The sequence below is a fragment of the Pseudomonas umsongensis genome (assembly GCF_012647205.1).
GTDB lineage: Bacteria > Pseudomonadota > Gammaproteobacteria > Pseudomonadales > Pseudomonadaceae > Aquipseudomonas > Aquipseudomonas umsongensis.
Map to the genome: position 1 here is coordinate 514,369 of NZ_CP051487.1, position 18,396 is coordinate 532,764.

An 18,396-nucleotide genomic window follows, 5' to 3' on the forward strand; every position below is an offset into this window, starting at 1 on the left:
TGTGCGAAATTTGATACTTGTAGGACCGATGGGGGCTGGAAAAAGCACCATCGGCCGATTGCTGGCCAAAGAGCTGCGCTTGCCATTCAAAGATTCCGATAAGGAAATTGAATTACGCACGGGCGCCAATATCCCATGGATCTTCGACAAGGAAGGCGAACCGGGCTTTCGTGAGCGCGAGCAGGCAATGATTGCCGAGCTGTGCGATTACGACGGCGTGGTGCTGGCGACAGGCGGTGGCGCGGTCATGCGCGAGGCCAATCGTCGGGCGCTGCGCGCTGGCGGACGTGTGGTCTATCTGCATGCCTCCGTCGAGCAGCAGGTCGGCCGCACTTCACGCGACCGCAATCGGCCATTGTTGCGTACAGCCGATCCGGCCAAGACCCTCAGGGACCTTTTGGCCATTCGCGACCCTCTTTATCGGGAAATCGCCGATCTGGTGGTGGAAACGGATGAACGACCGCCGCGAATGGTCGTGCTCGATATCCTGGAGCGTTTGCAGCAATTGCCGCCCCGTTAAAGCGTCGCACGAAATGCGCTATCCTCGGCCTCCTGCCATGACCGCTCGAGGTTGTGGCGAATGGCCATCGAGCGACGTCACACCCGCGGTGGCCGTAGACATTCGTTAACCCAAGGCAGGTTGCCTGATTCCATCTTCACTGTGGGGACACATGCAGACACTCAAGGTCGATCTAGGCGAGCGCAGCTACCCGATTCATATTGGCGAAGGTTTGTTGGACCAGCCTGAGCTGCTGGCCCCGCACATTCGCGGACGGCAAGTGGCGATCATTTCCAATGAAACCGTTGCGCCTCTCTATCTCGAACGCCTGACCCGCAGCCTTGCGCAGTTCTCGGTGATTTCCGTGGTGTTGCCCGACGGCGAGGCCTTCAAGACCTGGGAAACCCTGCAACTGATTTTCGACGGTCTGCTGACCGCGCGGCACGATCGGCGCACCACGGTGATCGCCCTGGGTGGCGGCGTGATTGGCGACATGGCCGGCTTTGCGGCAGCCTGCTACCAGCGCGGTGTCGATTTTATCCAGGTTCCGACCACGCTGCTGTCGCAGGTTGACTCTTCGGTGGGTGGCAAGACCGGTATCAATCATCCGCTGGGCAAGAACATGGTCGGCGCCTTCTATCAGCCGAACGTCGTGCTTATCGACACCGCCTCCCTCAATACGCTGCCGGCCCGCGAGCTGTCCGCCGGCCTGGCCGAAGTCATCAAGTATGGGTTGATCTGCGATGAGCCGTTCCTGACCTGGCTCGAAGACAACGTCGACCGCCTGCGCAACCTGGATCAGCAAGCCCTCACCTATGCCATCGAGCGCTCCTGTGCGGCCAAGGCGGCCGTGGTCGGCGCCGACGAGAAAGAAACTGGTGTACGGGCAACGCTCAACCTGGGGCACACCTTCGGTCACGCCATCGAGACCCACATGGGCTATGGTGTCTGGCTACATGGTGAAGCGGTGGCTGCTGGCACTGTCATGGCTTTGGAGATGTCCGCGCGCCTGGGCTGGATCAGCGAACAGGAGCGCGACCGCGGCATTCGCCTGTTCCAGCGTGCCGGCCTGCCGGTTATTCCGCCTGAAGAGATGACCCCGGCCGATTTTCTCGAACACATGGCAATTGACAAGAAAGTGATCGACGGTCGTTTGCGCCTGGTGCTGCTGCGCCACATGGGCGAAGCGGTAGTGACCGACGATTATCCGAAAGAGGTTCTACAGGCCACGCTGGGAGCGGATTACCGCGCCCTGGCTCAGCTTAAAGGTTAATAAGAACGCGATGACTAGTTTGCATGCCGACGAGGCTTTCCTCGGCCACTACCAGTTGAGTCATGACCCTTTTGCTCCACGGGTCCCTGGCTTCAAGTTTTTCCCTGCCCAGCGCAAGCCGGTGCTGGGGCAGTTGCACCATCTGGCGCGTTACAGCCAGTTGCTGTTGGTGGTCACAGGTCCGCATGGCAGTGGCAAGACCCTGCTGCGCCAGGCCCTGGTGGCCAGTACCAACAAGCAGACCGTGCAAAGCGTGGTGGTTTCCGCCCGTGGTGCGGGTGATTCGGCTGGCGTGTTGCGCCAGGTTGCCCAGGCACTGGACGTTGCCCAGGCTGAGATCGGGGCAATTCTGAAACAGGTGGTGCAGCTTGCTCTGACTGGGCAGGAAGTCTATCTGCTGGTCGATGATGCCGAGCAGCTCGACGAGTCCGGGCTTGAAGCCTTGATGGCCTTGGGCGCGGGTGCGCCGGAAGGCCGTCCGCATGTGTTCCTGTTCGGCGAGTCCTCGATGATCGCTCAGCTTGAGGCTTTGCAACTCGAGGAAGAACGCTTCCACGTCATCGAGCTGCAGCCTTACACCGAAGAGGAAACGCGTGAATACCTGGAGCAGCGGCTTGAAGGCGCCGGCCGGGGTATCGAACTTTTCACTGTAAATCAGATCTCTGATATTCACGAAAGCTCCGAGGGTTGGCCTGGCAACATCAACCAGGCTGCCCGCGATGCGATGATCGAAGCCATGATTGCCAGCCGCTCAGCGGTGAAGCGTCCAAGTATGGGGTTCAATATGCCGAAGAAACACGTATTGGCGATTTCCGCCGTCGTTGTGGTCGCGGTAGCCGCCGCCTGGTTGATGCCTGGTCGCAGCAAGACACCGACCACCGGTGCGCCTGCCAACGAACAGGCGCAACTGCCGCTTGGCCAGGGCTCGTCGGGCGGTGCTCCGGCCGTCGAATTCGCCGGCAACACGCAGCCTACGCCATTGCCGTTGGTCGGCAATTCGCAACCTGTCATGCGTGCTCCATTGGCCGAAGCAGCGGGTGGCATTACCGAGGGCGATGACGGCGTGCCGGTCGAGGGTTCCAGCGCAACGCCACCGACCGTGACTACGATCGCACCGCCAGCGGGCGTTCCGGCTGGTCCTGCGCCAACGCCCACGCCAACCGCCAAGCCGACGCCTGCACCGACCCAGGTCGCTACCGCCAAGCCAGCGCCTGCTCCGGTTGCCAAGCCGGCTCCAGCTCCGGCGCCAGCCAAGCCAGCCGCCGCTGCTGCCAAGCCGGCCGAGAAGCCAGCGACCGTCGCCAAGGCTGCCGGTGGCACCTGGTACGCCGGTCAGGCACCGGGTAATTACGTGGTGCAGATCCTCGGCACCAGCTCGGAAACCGCCGCACAAAACTTCGTCAAGGAGCAAGGCGGCGAGTACCGTTATTTCAAGAAAGTCCTCAACGGCAAACCGCTCTACGTGATCACCTACGGCAACTTCGCCAATCGTGATGCAGCCGTTTCCGCCATCAAGGCCTTGCCAGCGAAGGTCCAGGCTGGTAAACCTTGGCCTCGCACTGTCGCCAGCGTCCAACAGGAACTGGCAACAACTCGCTGAAGATTCGGCGGCCTTACCCAGGCCGCCTCTCCAAGCACCTCAAAATTTCTACAAGTGCGCGCAACCTTTCGGGCTGCGTGCCTTGTGGTGTCTGCGTCACAGTAGTCTTTGAGTCGTAGCGGTCAAAATTAAAAAAGTTTTGACTAGCACAGCAGATCGCTTTAAACCTTTCACAAATGCGACATAGATTTGCGACATTTCGTCGCCAAATTTGTGAGGCCAAGTGTCGGTGTGTACAATGACCTCCCTTTTGCCCCCGCAAAGCTGGCGTACGTTCGGTGCGGATGGTAAGTGGTTGAATTGAAAAGAAATTTGCCTCGATAAGGGGCAGCCTGGTGAGAAAGTGTCTATGAAAGCAGGTCTGTACCAACCAGATGAATTCAAGGATAACTGCGGTTTCGGCCTGATTGCCCATATGCAGGGCGAGCCCAGTCATACCCTTTTGCAAACGGCCATCGAGGCCCTGACCTGCATGACCCACCGCGGTGGGATTAATGCTGACGGCAAGACCGGTGACGGTTGCGGTCTGCTGATTCAAAAGCCGGACGTGTTCCTGCGAGCGATCGCCCAGGAAACCTTCGGCGTCGAACTGCCCAAGCAATACGCTGTGGGCATGGTTTTCTTCAACCAGGACCCGGTCAAGGCTGAAGCCGCTCGCGAGAACATGAACCGCGAGATCCTGGCTGCCGGCCTGCAGTTGGTCGGCTGGCGCAAAGTGCCGATCGATACCAGCGTCCTCGGCCGCCTGGCCCTTGAGCGCCTGCCACAGATCGAGCAGGTGTTCATCGGTGGCGAAGGCCTGAGCGACCAGGACATGGCCGTCAAGCTGTTCACCTCCCGTCGTCGTTCATCGGTGGCCAACGCCGCCGATACCGACCACTACGTCTGCAGCTTTTCGCACAAGACCATTATCTATAAAGGCCTGATGATGCCGGCGGACCTGACCGCCTTCTATCCAGACCTGAGCGATGAGCGCCTGCAAACCTCGATTTGCGTGTTCCACCAGCGCTTCTCCACCAACACCCTGCCGAAATGGCCGCTGGCCCAACCGTTCCGCTTCCTGGCGCACAACGGCGAGATCAACACCATCACCGGCAACCGCAACTGGGCCGTGGCCCGTCGCACCAAGTTCGCCAACGATCTGATGGATCTGGAAGAACTCGGCCCGCTGGTCAACCGTGTCGGTTCCGACTCATCGAGCATGGACAACATGCTCGAGCTGATGGTCACCGGTGGTATCGATCTGTTCCGCGGCGTGCGGATGATCATTCCGCCTGCGTGGCAGAACGTCGAGACCATGGACCCGGACCTGCGTGCGTTCTACGAGTACAACTCGATGCACATGGAACCGTGGGATGGCCCGGCCGGTGTGGTTATGACCGACGGTCGCTACGCGGTGTGCCTGCTCGACCGTAACGGCCTGCGTCCGGCGCGTTGGGTCACCACCAAGAACGGTTTCATCACCCTGGCTTCGGAAATCGGTGTCTGGAACTACCAGCCTGAAGACGTGATCGCCAAGGGCCGCGTGGGGCCTGGCCAGATCTTTGCCGTGGACACCGAGACCGGTCAGATCCTCGACACCGATGCCATCGACAACCGTCTCAAGTCACGTCATCCGTACAAGCAATGGCTGCGCAAGAATGCCCTGCGCATCCAGGCGACCATGGAAGACAACGACCACGGTTCGGCGTTCTACGACATCGATCAGCTCAAGCAATACATGAAGATGTACCAGGTCACGTTCGAAGAGCGCGACCAGGTGCTGCGCCCGCTTGGCGAGCAAGGCTACGAAGCCGTGGGCTCGATGGGCGACGATACGCCGATGGCCGTGCTGTCCCAGCGCGTGCGTACGCCTTACGACTATTTCCGCCAGCAGTTCGCGCAGGTGACCAACCCGCCGATCGACCCGCTGCGTGAAGCCATCGTCATGTCGCTGGAGATCTGCCTCGGTGCCGAGCGCAACATCTTCCAGGAGTCGCCGGAACACGCGTCGCGCGTGATCCTCAGCTCGCCGGTCATTTCCCCGGCCAAGTGGCGCTCGCTGATGAACCTCGATCGTCCAGGCTTCGAACGCCAGATCATCGACCTCAACTACGACGAAAGCGTCGGCCTCGAAGCAGCCATCCGCAACGTCGCCGATCAGGCTGAAGAAGCCGTGCGCGCCGGTCGTACGCAGATCGTCCTGAGTGACCGTCACATTGCCCCGGGCAAGTTGCCGATCCACGCCTCCCTGGCCACCGGCGCGGTACACCACCGCCTGACCGAGAAGGGCCTGCGTTGCGACTCCAACATCCTGGTGGAAACCGCGACTGCTCGCGATCCGCATCACTTCGCCGTGTTGATCGGTTTCGGTGCCTCTGCCGTTTATCCGTTCCTGGCCTACGAAGTGCTGGGCGACCTGATCCGTACCGGTGAAGTGCTGGGCGACCTCTACGAGGTGTTCAAGAATTACCGTAAAGGCATCACCAAGGGCCTGCTCAAGATCCTCTCGAAGATGGGCATCTCGACCATCACTTCGTACCGTGGCGCACAGTTGTTCGAAGCCATCGGCCTGTCCGAGGAAGTCTGCAACCTGAGCTTCAAGGGCGTGCCGAGCCGCATCAAGGGCGCGCGTTTCGTCGACATCGAAGCCGAGCAGAAAGCCTTGGCCACCGAAGCCTGGAGCCCGCGCAAGCCGATCCAGCAAGGCGGCCTGCTGAAGTTCGTCCACGGTGGCGAATATCACGCGTACAACCCGGACGTGGTCAACACCCTGCAAGCCGCCGTGCAGCAGGGCGACTACAGCAAGTTCAAGGAATACACCTCGCTGGTGGATAACCGCCCGGTGTCGATGATCCGTGACCTGCTCAAGGTCAAGACCCTCGATACCCCGCTGGACATGAGCGAAATCGAACCGCTGGAATCGGTGCTCAAGCGCTTCGACTCCGCCGGTATCTCGCTGGGCGCCCTGTCGCCTGAGGCTCACGAAGCCCTGGCCGAAGCCATGAACCGCCTCGGTGCGCGTTCCAACTCCGGTGAAGGTGGTGAAGACCCGGCGCGCTACGGCACCATCAAGAGCTCGAAAATCAAGCAGGTTGCGACCGGCCGTTTCGGTGTGACCCCGGAGTACCTGGTCAACGCTGAAGTGCTGCAGATCAAGGTTGCCCAAGGCGCCAAGCCTGGCGAAGGTGGTCAACTGCCAGGCGGCAAGGTCAACGGCCTGATCGCCAAGCTGCGTTATGCAGTGCCGGGCGTGACCCTGATTTCGCCACCGCCGCACCACGACATCTATTCGATCGAAGACTTGTCGCAGCTGATTTTCGACCTCAAGCAGGTCAACCCGAAGGCGCTTGTCTCGGTGAAGCTGGTAGCGGAAGCGGGCGTCGGCACCATCGCTGCCGGTGTGGCCAAGGCCTACGCGGACTTGATCACCATCTCCGGCTACGACGGCGGCACCGGCGCATCGCCACTGACCTCGATCAAATACGCGGGCGCTCCGTGGGAACTCGGCCTGGCCGAAACTCACCAGACCCTGCGCGGCAACGACCTGCGCGGCAAAGTCCGGGTGCAGACCGACGGCGGCCTGAAGACCGGCCTTGACGTGATCAAGGCAGCCATCCTCGGCGCTGAAAGCTTCGGCTTCGGCACCGCGCCAATGATTGCCCTGGGCTGCAAATACCTGCGCATCTGCCACCTGAACAACTGTGCCACCGGCGTCGCGACCCAGAACGAGAAGCTGCGCAAGGATCACTACATCGGTACCGTCGACATGGTGGTGAATTTCTTCACTTACGTCGCCGAAGAAACCCGTGAGTGGCTGGCCAAGCTGGGCGTGCGCTCCCTCGAAGAGCTGATCGGTCGTACCGATCTGCTGGAAGTCCTCGAAGGCCAGACCGCCAAGCAGCATCACCTCGACCTGACCCCGTTGCTGGGCAGCGACCACGTGCCGGCGGACAAGCCACAGTTCTGCGGTGTGGAGCGTAACCCGCCGTTCGACAAAGGCTTGCTGGCCGAGAAAATGGTCGAAATGGCCACCTCGGCGATCAACGACAAGAGCTGCGCGGAGTTCGAACTGGATATCTGCAACTGCGACCGTTCCATCGGCGCGCGGATCTCCGGCGACATCGCCCGTAAGCACGGCAACCAGGGCATGGCCAATGCGCCTATCACCTTCCGCTTCAAGGGCACGGCCGGCCAGAGCTTCGGTGTATGGAACGCCGGCGGCCTGAACATGTACCTGGAAGGTGACGCCAACGACTACGTCGGCAAGGGCATGACCGGCGGCAAGCTGGTGATCGTTCCGCCAAAGGGCAGCATCTACAAGACCCAGGACAGTGCCATCATCGGCAACACCTGCCTGTACGGCGCCACGGGCGGCAAGTTGTTCGCCGCCGGTACCGCGGGCGAGCGTTTCGCCGTGCGTAACTCCGGTGCCCACACCGTCGTGGAAGGCACTGGCGATCACTGCTGCGAGTACATGACCGGTGGTTTCGTCTGCGTCCTGGGCAAGACCGGTTATAACTTCGGCTCTGGCATGACCGGCGGTTTCGCCTACGTGCTCGACCAGGACAACACCTTCGTTGACCGGGTCAACCACGAACTGGTGGAAATCCAGCGGATCAGCGGCGAGGCGATGGAAGCCTACCGTAGCCATTTGCAACGCGTGCTGAACGAGTACGTTGAGGAAACCGACAGCGAGTGGGGTCGTGAACTCGCCGAGAACCTCGATGATTACGTGCGTCGTTTCTGGTTGGTCAAGCCCAAGGCTGCCTCCCTGAAATCGTTGCTTTCCAGCACCCGTGCCAACCCGCAGTGATATGCGCCTGAAGAGTTTGATGAGGTTTTAAAATGGCTGAACGTCTGAATAATGACTTCCAGTTCATCGAGGTCGGGCGCAAGGATCCGAAGAAGAAACTGTTGCGTCAACGCAAGAAAGAGTTCGTGGAAATCTACGAACCGTTCAAACCCCAGCAGTCGGCCGACCAGGCCCACCGCTGCCTGGGTTGCGGTAACCCGTATTGTGAATGGAAGTGCCCGGTGCACAACTTCATTCCCAACTGGCTGAAACTGGTGGCCGAGGGCAATATCCTCCAGGCCGCCGAGCTGTCCCACCAGACCAACACCCTGCCGGAAGTCTGCGGCCGCGTGTGCCCGCAAGACCGTCTGTGCGAGGGTGCCTGCACCCTGAACGACGGTTTCGGCGCGGTCACCATCGGTTCGGTGGAGAAGTACATCACCGACACCGCGTTCGCCATGGGCTGGCGCCCGGATATGTCCAAGGTCAAGCCGACTGGCAAGCGTGTCGCGATCATCGGCGCGGGCCCGGCGGGCCTGGGCTGTGCCGACGTGCTGGTACGCGGTGGCGTGACGCCGGTGGTGTTCGACAAGAACCCGGAAATCGGCGGCCTGCTGACCTTCGGCATCCCCGAGTTCAAGCTGGAAAAGACCGTGCTGAGCAATCGCCGCGAAGTCTTCACCGGCATGGGCATCCAGTTCCGCCTCAACACCGAGGTGGGCAAGGACGTGACCATGGAGCAACTGCTCGAAGAATACGATGCCGTATTCATGGGCATGGGCACCTACACCTACATGAAGGGCGGCTTTGCCGGTGAAGACCTGCCGGGCGTGTACGACGCCCTGGACTTCCTGATTGCCAACGTCAACCGCAACCTGGGCTTCGAAAAGTCGCCGGAAGATTTCATCGACATGAAAGGCAAGAAGGTCGTGGTACTGGGCGGTGGCGACACCGCGATGGACTGCAACCGTACTTCGATCCGCCAGGGCGCCAAGTCGGTGACCTGTGCCTATCGTCGTGACGAAGCGAACATGCCGGGCTCGCGCAAAGAGGTGAAGAACGCCAAGGAAGAAGGCGTGAAATTCCTCTACAACCGCCAGCCGATCGCGATTGTCGGTGAAGACAGGGTCGAAGGCGTGAAGGTGGTCGAGACCCGTCTCGGCGAGCCGGACGCCCGTGGCCGTCGCAGCCCCGAGCCGATCCCGGGCTCCGAGGAGATCATCCCGGCCGACGCCGTGGTCATCGCCTTCGGTTTCCGTCCGAGCCCTGCGCCGTGGTTCGAGCAGTTCAGCATCCAGACTGATAGCCAGGGCCGTGTAGTAGCTCCGGAACAGGGTCAGTACAAGCACCAGACCAGCAACCCGAAAATCTTCGCCGGTGGCGATATGGTTCGCGGCTCTGACCTGGTGGTGACGGCGATCTTCGAAGGCCGTAATGCAGCCGAAGGGATCCTGGATTACCTGGGCGTCTAAGCCCGCTCTAGAGCCAAAAGCAATACCCCTGTGGGAGCGAGCCTGCTCGCGAAAGCGGTCTGTCAGTCAACATCAATGTTGGATGTTACAGGCCCCTTCGCGAGCAGGCTCGCTCCCACAGTCGTTTGGTGGTGATACGAATGTCGCGTTTCAGCGCGACAAATTGACCCGATAGACAAAAGGCTGACCTGCATTCGTGCCTTTTGCGTCCGGCTCTGAGAAAATGCCCGCACTTTTTTTCCGGATGCCGACATGACTGCCCTGAAGAACGACCGTTTCCTGCGCGCCCTGCTCAAGCAACCCGTAGACGTCACTCCCGTGTGGATGATGCGTCAGGCCGGTCGCTACCTGCCTGAATACCGCGCCAGCCGTGCCAAGGCCGGCGATTTCATGAGCCTGTGCATGAACCCGGCGTTCGCTTGCGAAGTCACACTGCAGCCGCTCGACCGCTATCCGCAACTGGACGCGGCGATCCTCTTCTCCGACATCCTGACCATTCCCGATGCCATGGGCCAGGGCCTGTATTTCGAAACGGGCGAAGGCCCGCGCTTCAGGAAAGTCGTCAGCACCCTGGCCGACATCGAAGCCCTGCCGATTCCTGATCCGCAGAAAGACCTGGGTTATGTGATGGACGCGGTCAGCACCATTCGCCGTGAACTGAACGGCCGCGTGCCGCTGATCGGCTTCGCCGGCAGCCCATGGACACTGGCTACCTACATGGTCGAAGGCGGGTCGTCGAAAGACTACCGCAAGACCAAAACCATGCTCTACGACAACCCGCAAGCCTTGCACCTGCTTCTGGACAAGCTCGCGCAGACGGTCACCAGCTACCTCAACGGCCAGATCCTGGCCGGCGCGCAAGCGGTACAGATCTTCGACAGCTGGGGCGGCAGCCTCTCGGCGGCGGCGTACCAGGAATTCTCCCTGGCTTATATGCGCAAAATCGTCAGCGGCCTGATCCGCGAGCACGAAGGCCGCAAGGTTCCGGTCATCCTGTTCACCAAGAACGGCGGCCTGTGGCTGGAAAGCATTGCCGACGCTGGCGCCGACGCGCTGGGCCTGGACTGGACGTGCGACCTCGGCAGCGCCCGTGAGCGTGTCGGCAGCAAAGTTGCCCTGCAAGGCAACATGGACCCGACCGTGCTCTACGCCAAGCCTGAAGCCATTCGCGCTGAGGTCGGGCGTATCCTGGCCAGCTACGGCAAAGGCAGCGGCCACGTGTTCAACCTCGGCCATGGCATTACTCCGGAAGTCGATCCGGAACATGCGGGTGCGTTCTTGCGCGCCGTGCATGAGTTGTCGGCGCAGTATCACGAATAACTGCGTTTAAGTTGTTTAAAACCCGTCCGGCCTAGCGCAGGACGGGTTTTTTTATACTTTTAGTTTCGTAACTAGTTTAAATATTTTCTCTGTAAGGTTTTTTCTCATTCTGTATCAGATAACGTCTAAGCGGATTAATCCTGCAGGAAGTAGAGATTTTCCCTACATATAAAGTTCTTTCATCCAAGTAGATTGAACGGTTCGTGCTCCCCCGTGGTGAGCAGAATTGCAATTAAAGGCGTCTGCAATGCACGCCTTATTTCGATAAGCAGTCTGGAATTTATTGGATGAAAAATGCTTACTACAAGGGAAGTGCGCTGGCCGCCTGCACTTCTTCAATGATCCTGTTATCGGCAATGTTCGCCTCTCAAAGTGTTTCCGCGCATGGCTATCTGGAAGTGCCACCCTCGCGCGCATTAGCCTGCCAGAAAGGCTTGAACACCCAGTGCGGTGGCGCCCAATACGAACCGCAAAGCGTTGGTGAAACCTTCAAGGGTTTTCCAGCGGGAGTGGGCGGCGCGCCTCTGCAAGGGCCGGTGGATGGCAAGATCCCGAGTGGCGGTCACTCGCTGTTTTCCGCGCTGGACGCGCAATCAGCCACCCGTTGGCATATGACGGAAATCAAGGAACGCAACATCGATTTCCAGTGGCGCTACACCGCTGTGCATCCAGCCACAAAACATGAGTATTTCATCACCCGAAACGGCTGGAACCCGAACGAAGCACTCAAGCGTGCCACCTTTGAAAGTGCGCCGTTCTGCACCATTGACGGCGGCAACCAGAAACCGGAGTCGGGAGCCAAACACAACTGCAACATCCCCGCGGACAAATCCGGGCAGCATGTCATCCTGGCGATCTGGACGGTCGGTGATACCGATGCAGCGTTTTATAACGTGGGGGATGTAAACATCCTTGCAGAGCCGGAGCTTCCGGGTGGTTGGTCTTCCGTAGGCAGCATCGCCCCATCGACTTCGTTGCTGGTCGGTGACAAGGTCAGGGCCCGTGCATTCTCCGCCAATGGCGAGAGCCCGGAATACAGCATAGAGATCCCCATCAATAGTGCCGAGGAAGGCTCGCCAAACAACTGGTCGTTCAAGTTGGCAGAAGCCATCAATGAAGCGCACACACTTGTGCGTGCGGGCGTTCGAGATGAAAACGGCAAGATCGAGCCGGTCAAGGGCAACAACAGCGTGTACGCGCAAAAAGACAGCGGCGTGACACGCTACGAAGTGCAACTGAACATGCAGGAAGATGCCGCGGCTCGTCTGTCGGTAGCTTCCCAGCAAGCTGAGTACGTATTGGACAAAGGCTTGGCCAAGATCGAGTTCAGCATCCTGTCCAATCGCAAGATGAACGTCGAAGCGACGCTGTTCGATGAGAGCAACAAGCCGGTCGGCTCCACTTCCACACAAGTGGGCAGCGGCCCGACCTGGTTGGCGATGGATGTTCGCAGCAATCCTGGCAAGCACACCCTGACCCTGGTCGGCACCACCCTGGATGGCCGGACCACCCGCCAGGACACCCAGGTAACCCAGTTGACCGGCGAAGGCGCGGGCGCCGATTACGACTTTGTGTTCCCGCAAGGCCTTGGCGAGTACACCGCCGGTACCAAGGTACTGCAGCCGAAGACCAACGAAGTCTTTGAGTGCAAGCCATTCCCTGAGTCCGGTTATTGCAAGCAATACAGCCCGACTGCCAATGGTTTTGAACCTGGCATCGGTGCGCATTGGCACATGGCCTGGGACAAACTCTAAGTCTATCGCGCAGTACTCCAGGTGATCTGTGAAGGTCGCCTGGAGGTTCTCTTTTTTTCGAGTTGCAAATGACGGATTCAGGTTATCGAACGGCTCGAGTGAACTACTCATGAAGAATTCGTGGCGGGTGCTGAGCCGTTTCGGCCTGGTAGTCATGCCGTTGGGTTATGCAGCGCTGCTGATCTGGCAGGAGTGGCACTTTCGGGAGCGCCTTGCCGCGCCGCCGCTACCCATGGCGGCGCCAATCCCTGGTCCCGCCCATGTACCGCTGGATGCTGGTGCGGTGGTGTCGGTGCTCGGCCTGACCCAAGGAGCCTCATTGCTCGCCAGTGCCGAACCGCTGACCTTGCAGGCCAGTTTTGTCTTGAGCGGCGGCGTGTCCAGAGCGTTGCTCGCCGATGATCAAGGTTCACGTGTGTATCAGGTGGGCGAACGTTTGCCCGGTGGCAGCGTGCTGCGTCGCGTCGAGGCCAATCAAGTGGTGCTGTGGAACAAGGGGCGCGAAGAGCGACTAACGCTGCGACCGTCCGTTGCGCGGTTCCTGCGAAAGCTCGAGTCACCCGGCGACACACAGGCTCCCGCTGTTTCCACGCGTTTTCTACGCCCGGTTTCCGGGCCGTCAGAGTAATCAACATAATGAACAGTTTCATTGGCGCGCAGGCCTTGCGCTCGATGCGTTTCCTTGTCGTGTTGGCGAGTCTGGCTTTGCCGGGCGCGTTGCAGGCAGCTGAGGAAAAGTGGCAGCTGGCGATGAACAACGCTGAGTTGCGCGACATCGTTGAAGAAATCTCCGGCATTCTGGGGACCACCGTGGTGCTCGATCCCAGGGTCTCCGGACGCATCACCGTTGTGTCTCGGCAAGCCCTTGATCGCGAAGGCGTGCGCCGCTTGTTCTACGGGGTGCTCGACGCCCACAACTTCACGGTGATCGACCAAGGTGACCGCATCCTGATCACGCCAGTGACAGAAGCCAGGACTCGCGCTGGCAGCAGCGCTGCAAAGAACGCTACGCCCTCGCAATTTGTCACTCGAGTGATCGAGCTGAACAATGGCAGTGCCGCCGATATCGCCGGGCTGGTCCGGCCTTTGGTCTCGGTCAACGGCTATGTCGGGCCGTCCGTGTCGGCCAATGCAGTGGTGGTCACGGAAACGGCAGCCAATGCGCAACGCATCGTCCAAGTCATCCGCCAGCTGGACTCTGGACAAAACAATATGCACGCCGTAGTGCAGTTACGTCACGCCCAGGCCAGTGACGTGGCCTCCGTCATGGAAGCCTCCCTGGGCAAGCGCACTGCCGAGAACGCGGTCCAGGTATTGGCCGACAGCAGAACCAATCGGCTGATCCTGATTGGCCCGTCAGCCGTTCGCCAACGCTTGGCCGAACTGGCGCGCGGTCTCGATGTTCCTGCCACGGCGGCTCCGGACAACGCTCGGGTGATCCGCCTGCGTCACAGCGACGCCAAGCAATTGGCCGAGATTCTGGAAAGCATGGGGCAGGGCCGAAAAACGGCCCCAACCCTTGGCAGCAATAAGGACGCACCAACCGGGACTGCCTTCATGATCAAGGCTGACGAAAGCCAGAATGCGCTGGTGCTGATCGCCGAGTCGGAGCAGGTCAGGACCATTGAAAGCATCGTGCGTCAGTTGGACCAGCCGCGCGCGCAGGTGCTGATCCATGCCGCCATCGTCGAGATTTCCGGGGACATCGCTGAAGCGGTTGGCGTGCAATGGGGCTTCAGTACCGGCGACGCGAAAGGCTTCATCAACTTCCCCGGCACCGATATCCCGATTGTCGGCGGCCTGGATTTCGACGAGAAGAAATCCGCACCCGAAGGCGCGCTGTTACGCCTGGGCAGTGATCGCTTTGGCGCATTGATTTCGGCCCTGGCCAGCAATACCCACAGCAACCTGCTTTCTACGCCCAGCCTGTTGACGCTGGATAATCAGGAAGCGCACATCATCGTCGGCCAGACCGTCCCGTTCAAGACCGGCTCCTACGCCACAAACAGTAATGGGGCGGATAATCCGTTTACCACAGTCACCCGCGAGGACGTGGGAATCAGCCTGAAGATAAAGCCCTACATCAACGAAGGCTCGACGCTGCGGCTGGAGGTTGAGCAGGAAGTGTCGGACATCGCGCCGTCGGTATCAGGCATCGATTCTTCGGACCTGATCACTAACAAGCGTGCACTCAAGAGCACCATCCTGGCCGACGATGGCGAAATCATCGTCATTGGCGGGCTGATCAGAGACAGCGTAAGAACACAAAAAAGCGGGGTGCCGTTACTGCGGGATATTCCTTACCTGGGTGCTCTGTTTCGCTGGAACCGAGACACCCAGAGTAAAAGCAATCTCATGGTGTTCTTGCGGCCCACGATTGTACGCAGCAAGGAAGACCTGAACGGTATCAGCCAGCAGCGTTACAACGCACTGCGCGACTTGAGCCAGGCGGGGGCGCGGGATAACAACTCGTTGCTGCTGCCGTCAGATTCGCGTCAGCTGTTCGAACCGGTTTCCAAGGCGCCCGTGTTCGACCTGCGCAAGCCGGCACCGCAGACGCCATGACCCATTCGAGCGATGGTTGCCCACCACTGCCCTTCGGTTTTGCCCGTCGTTTCGGCGTGCTGCTGGAGAGCGAAGGCGACAAGGCGAGCCTTGCGGTGCGGGCCGATACGCCGCTCACCGCCCTGGCGGAAGCTCGCCGGGCATGCGCTCGCGAGCTGTCGCTGCAGGTGCTCACCCCTGATATTTTTGCGACCCGCCTGGCCGCCGCCTACCGCGAAGGCCAGAGCGCCGCCGAGCAGGTCGCCCAAGGGCTGGACGAAGAACTGGACTTGCTCAGCCTGGTGGACAAGGTACCGCAAACCGCCGATTTGCTGGAGCAGCAGGGCGATGCGCCGATCATCCGTTTGATCAATGCATTACTCAGCGAGGCCATGCGCGAACACGCCTCGGACGTGCATCTGGAAACGTTCGAGCAGTACCTGTCGGTGCGCATGCGGGTCGACGGGCAGTTGCGCGAAATGCTCCGGCCCCGACGTGAATTGGCAACGCTGCTGGTATCGCGCATCAAGGTCATGGCGCGCCTGGATATCGCTGAAAAGCGTGTGCCCCAGGATGGTCGAATGGCCTTGCGCCTGGCCGGGCATGAAGTCGATGTGCGGGTCTCGACCCTACCCTCGGCACACGGCGAACGGGTGGTACTGCGCTTGCTCGACAAGCAGGCCGGGCGCCTTGAGTTGTCGCGTCTGGGCATGCCGGAGGACATCCTCCGGAACCTGCGCCACCTGCTGGGCAAACCGCACGGCATTTTGCTGGTGACCGGGCCCACCGGCTCAGGCAAGACCACCAGCCTCTACGCCGCGCTCAACAGTCTGAATGACCAGACCCGCAATATCCTTACGGTCGAAGATCCCATCGAATACCACCTGCCGGGCGTGGGGCAGATGCCGGTCAACCCCAAAGTGGACATGACTTTTGCCCGGGGGTTGCGAGCGATCCTGCGTCAGGATCCGGATGTGGTGATGGTCGGCGAAATCCGTGACCGCGAGACTGCTGAAATTGCCGTCCAGGCTTCGCTGACCGGTCACCTGGTGCTCTCGACGCTGCACACCAACAGTGCGGTCGGTGCGGTGACTCGCCTGGCGGACATGGGTGTCGATGCCTACCTGTTGGCATCGTCGCTGGTGGGTGTTCTAGCCCAGCGACTGCTGCGCACCTTGTGCCCTCATTGCAAGGTGCCCTACAGCGCCGATGCAACAGCTTGCCAGCGCCTGGGGCTCGGCACCGCATCGCTGCAGCTGTTCCGGGCCGTGGGGTGTGAGCAGTGTCAGCACGGCTATCGCGGGCGCGTCGGCATCTATGAGTTGATCTGCGTGACACCGTCACTGGCATCGCTGATTCACCAGGGGGCCAGTGAACAAGCCTTGGCCAACGAGGCCCGCCAGATGTCGCGCAGTCTGTTCCAGGACGGCCGCCAACGGGTGCTGGACGGGCTGACCAGTCTCGACGAGTTGTTGCGCGTGACGCGGGAGGACTAGGTCATGCCGACATTCGATTACCGGGCCGATGACGGTCAGGGTCGCCGTTGCAAGGGACGGCTGGAGGCAGACAACCCCCGTCATGCTCGGCAACTGTTGCGTGAGCGCGGGTTGTGGCCGCGGGACTTGAAGGAAATCCAGGTCGTTGGTTGCACAAACAAGCCAGGCAGCGCAGGGCGTTTGAGTGCCGCCGACCTGGCACTGCTGACACTGCAATTGTCCACGCTGGTTCAGGCCGGATTGCCCTTGGAGGAATCTCTTGAGGCCGTGGCGAAACAGAGTGCCAAGCGTCGGGTTGCCAGTTTGCTGTCGATGGTCAGGAGTCGGGTCATGGAAGGGCATGCCCTCGCCGATGCGCTGGCGCAGTTTCCCAAGGCGTTTCCCGACCTGTTCCGTGCCACCGTGGCCGCTGGCGAACGTTCCGGCCATCTGGGCCATGTGCTGGAGCAATTGGCCGCGTATACCCAGGCTCGCCAGGCCTCACGGCAAAAGATCCAGATGGCGTTGGTGTATCCGTTGATCCTGATGTCGGCCAGCGTGGTCATCGTCGGCTTTCTGCTCGGTTACGTGGTGCCCGACGTAGTGAAGATTTTCGTCGACAGCGGCCAACCGCTGCCGTGGCTGACGCGGGCATTGATACGTACCAGTGACGGGTTGCGTAGCCATGGCTTGTTGTTGATAGCTGCGCTGGCGCTGCTGGTCGCCCTCTGGCGCTGGAGCTTGAGTCAAAGAGCCTGGCGCCTGCGCTGGCATCGCCTGGCGTTGAACGTCCCGGTTTTTGGCGACGTGCTGCGCGCAATGGAGGCCGCACGATTTGCCAGCACCCTGGCCATCCTCGGCAAAAGCGCCGTGCCTTTGGTCGACGCATTGGAAATTGCCGCTGCCGTGATCGGCAACCTGACCATCCGTGCGCGAATGACCGATGTCGCCCGCTCGGTCCGCGAAGGCGCAACCCTGACCCATGGCCTGGAATTGAGCGGCGATATCCCGCCGATGATGCTGCACATGATCGCCAGTGGCGAGCGGGCGGGCGAACTCGATCGCATGCTGGCCCGCGCCGCCGAACAACAGGAAAGCAGCCTGGCGGCGCGAATTGCCCTGGTGGTGAGTCTGTTCGAGCCCGCGATGCTCGTGCTGATGGGCGGCGTCGTGTTGCTGATCGTCCTGGCCATTCTGCTTCCGATTCTCAGCCTCAACCAATTGGTGAATTGACCATGCACGCTTTACGTCACAGAACTTCCCAGCACGGCTTTACCCTGATCGAGATCATGGTGGTGGTAGTCATCATCGGCATTTTGGGGGCAATCGTGGTGCCGCAGTTCATGAGCCGCCCCGATCAGGCCAAAGTCACCGCGGCCAAAGTCGATCTCCAGGCCATCGGCACCGCCCTGGAAATGTATCGTCTCGACAACTTCCACTACCCCTCCACGCAACAAGGGCTGGAGGCCTTGAGCAAGCGACCTTCCGGAATGCCGGCGGCGAGGAGCTGGAACCCTCAGGGTTACCTGAAATCCTTGCCCGTTGATCCGTGGGGCACGCCCTATCAGTACCTCAATCCCGGTGTTAAATCGGCGGATGGCGGCTATGACTTGTATTCCCTCGGGTCCGATGGCGTAGCGGGTGGCGAAGGGCACGCAGCGGAAATCGGCAATTGGGGTAGTTGA

The 18,396-nt window shown here is 60.5% G+C and carries 12 protein-coding genes; all 12 read left to right on the forward strand.

Annotation, left to right across the window (positions count from 1 at the left end; translation table 11 throughout):
* Position 1 precedes the first annotated feature (1 nt).
* The gene (aroK, locus tag HGP31_RS02300) at positions 2-520 is read left to right on the forward strand and encodes a shikimate kinase AroK (RefSeq protein WP_032831512.1); all 519 of its coding nucleotides are present in this window, start codon (positions 2-4) and stop codon (positions 518-520) included.
* A gap of 151 nt (positions 521-671) precedes the next feature.
* Positions 672-1,772, forward strand: a complete 1,101-nt coding sequence (gene aroB, locus HGP31_RS02305; protein WP_020796154.1) for a 3-dehydroquinate synthase — start codon at positions 672-674, stop codon at positions 1,770-1,772.
* Positions 1,773-1,782: 10 nt separating this feature from the next.
* On the forward strand, positions 1,783-3,372 hold the full coding sequence (locus HGP31_RS02310; RefSeq protein WP_168757102.1) for an AAA family ATPase: 1,590 nt from the start codon (positions 1,783-1,785) through the stop codon (positions 3,370-3,372).
* A 349-nt stretch (positions 3,373-3,721) separates the two neighbouring features.
* Positions 3,722-8,167, forward strand: coding sequence for a glutamate synthase large subunit (gene gltB, locus HGP31_RS02315; protein WP_168757103.1), 4,446 nt, complete (start codon positions 3,722-3,724; stop codon positions 8,165-8,167).
* Between the two features lie 32 nt (positions 8,168-8,199).
* Entirely contained in the window at positions 8,200-9,618 is a 1,419-nt protein-coding gene (locus HGP31_RS02320) for an FAD-dependent oxidoreductase (protein WP_168757104.1), read from the forward strand.
* Between the two features lie 252 nt (positions 9,619-9,870).
* On the forward strand, positions 9,871-10,938 hold the full coding sequence (gene hemE / locus HGP31_RS02325; protein ID WP_020796158.1) for a uroporphyrinogen decarboxylase: 1,068 nt from the start codon (positions 9,871-9,873) through the stop codon (positions 10,936-10,938).
* A 287-nt stretch (positions 10,939-11,225) separates the two neighbouring features.
* The gene (gene gbpA / locus HGP31_RS02330; protein WP_033044044.1) at positions 11,226-12,692 is read left to right on the forward strand and encodes an N-acetylglucosamine-binding protein GbpA; all 1,467 of its coding nucleotides are present in this window, start codon (positions 11,226-11,228) and stop codon (positions 12,690-12,692) included.
* Between the two features lie 109 nt (positions 12,693-12,801).
* Entirely contained in the window at positions 12,802-13,320 is a 519-nt protein-coding gene (locus tag HGP31_RS02335; protein WP_168757105.1) for a type II secretion system protein N, read from the forward strand.
* A gap of 8 nt (positions 13,321-13,328) precedes the next feature.
* Positions 13,329-15,257 carry a type II secretion system secretin GspD gene (gene gspD / locus HGP31_RS02340; RefSeq protein WP_020796161.1) on the forward strand — a complete coding sequence of 643 codons (1,929 nt, stop codon included), beginning with the start codon at positions 13,329-13,331 and terminating at the stop codon, positions 15,255-15,257.
* Positions 15,254-16,732, forward strand: coding sequence for a type II secretion system ATPase GspE (gene gspE / locus HGP31_RS02345; protein WP_168757106.1), 1,479 nt, complete (start codon positions 15,254-15,256; stop codon positions 16,730-16,732). The genes gspD and gspE overlap by 4 nt, the downstream gene beginning before the upstream one ends.
* A 3-nt stretch (positions 16,733-16,735) precedes the next feature.
* On the forward strand, positions 16,736-17,944 hold the full coding sequence (gene gspF / locus HGP31_RS02350; protein WP_168757107.1) for a type II secretion system inner membrane protein GspF: 1,209 nt from the start codon (positions 16,736-16,738) through the stop codon (positions 17,942-17,944).
* 2 nt (positions 17,945-17,946) lie between these two features.
* Entirely contained in the window at positions 17,947-18,396 is a 450-nt protein-coding gene (gene gspG, locus HGP31_RS02355; RefSeq protein ID WP_020796164.1) for a type II secretion system major pseudopilin GspG, read from the forward strand.